Source organism: Bradyrhizobium sp. 45, assembly GCF_023073155.1.
GTDB classification, from domain to species: Bacteria; Pseudomonadota; Alphaproteobacteria; order Rhizobiales; family Xanthobacteraceae; genus Bradyrhizobium; species Bradyrhizobium canariense_D.
This window is the reverse complement of the sequence record NZ_JADPIX010000150.1, coordinates 1-1352: the sequence shown is the minus strand read 5'-3', so window position 1 is coordinate 1352 and position 1352 is coordinate 1. Positions and strand designations below refer to the sequence as shown.

1 protein-coding gene is annotated in these 1352 nt (G+C 60.2%); it reads right to left on the bottom strand.

What is annotated here, in order from left to right; all coding sequences use genetic code 11:
- The coding region (locus IVB42_RS36495) for an adenylate/guanylate cyclase domain-containing protein (RefSeq protein ID WP_247394762.1) at positions 1-1298 on the bottom strand (1298 nt) is incomplete at its 3' end.
- Between the last annotated feature and the right edge of the window lie 54 nt (positions 1299-1352).

The following is a 1352-nucleotide window of genomic DNA, read 5'->3' as shown; positions in this document are numbered from 1 at the left end:
GCGAACAGGCGCATCGGCTCGGCAAGCCCCTTAAGCTCGGCCGGTCCCTGATCGACGAACTTGAGGCCAGCACCTGCCACTAGGTCTCGTACAGTGCTTGAGGCCAGAACTTCGCTCGCTTTCGCATGCTGAGCTACTCGTGCTGCGATGTGCACAGCAATGCCGCCCACATCGTCGCCCATCATTTCAATCTCACCAGTATGGACGCCGGCCCGCACTTCGAGATCGAGCGGCCGCACCGCGCTGACGATCCTCTGGGCGCAGCGAACAGCGCGCGCCGGGCCATCGAAGAGGGCCAGAAATCCGTCGCCTGTAGTCTTAACTTCGCGTCCGCGATGCCGCTCCAGTTCCGAACGCACTGCCGCATGATGCGCTTCCAGAACTGAACGCCATTGCCTATCGCCCACCAACGATGCTCTCTTTGTCGAATCAACGATGTCGGTAAACAGCACAGTCGAGAGGACGCGGTCAACGTCGACGGAAGTAGCCGAAACACCCATAAATTGTCTAATCTCCTCGACAATCCGATCCTGATCTCCGGACCATGCGAGGTGATCGTTACCCGGGAGTTCGATGTAGCGCGCGTGAGGAATTCTCTTTCCAAGCTCGCGCCCGGCGAGTGCACGAATGCGTACATCGTCGCGCCGATGCATGACTAGGGTAGGAACCTGAATCGACGGCAGGATGGCCGTTACGTCGATCTCGCGGTTCATACGCATCAGGTTGATAACATCAGACGGGCTGGCCGCCGAGCGCTCGAACTTGGCGAAGCGCTCCACGGCCCCGGGAACTGCGGCTGCCGATGGAGAGAAACTGGGTAGACTCTTGCCGGTCCCCCAGCTGGACCGGATATCGCGCTCGAATCCCGCGAAATCGTCAAATGGAATAGAGGCGCCCACCGTGCGCGCATACGTACCAAACAGGATGAGGCCCGCGACACGTTCGGGATAGGTCGCCGCGAACAGGATCGACATCGGCCCGCCCTCCGAGACGCCGAACAAGTAGGCCTTCTTAGTACCTGAGACGTCAAGCACGGCGCGGATATCGTCGATCCTTTCATCGAGATGCGGGACACCAACGCCACGATCGCTAAGACCCGTGCCGCGTTTGTCGAATCGGATCAGTCGGCAAAACGAGCCGAGGTCGTTAAGGAAGCGCGCGGCGTTGGGATTCTCCCACGACTGCTCGAGATGCGAAACAAAGCCCGGCGTCATGAGCAAATCCGGACCTTCCTGTCCGGATATTTGGTAGGCGACGAAGACCTCGCCGCTGGTCACATAGCGCGTCTCGACAACCATGGCTTTCCGCCGGTCTCGCCCGCTGGGTAGCCTACGGCTAACGGCCAAGGAGTC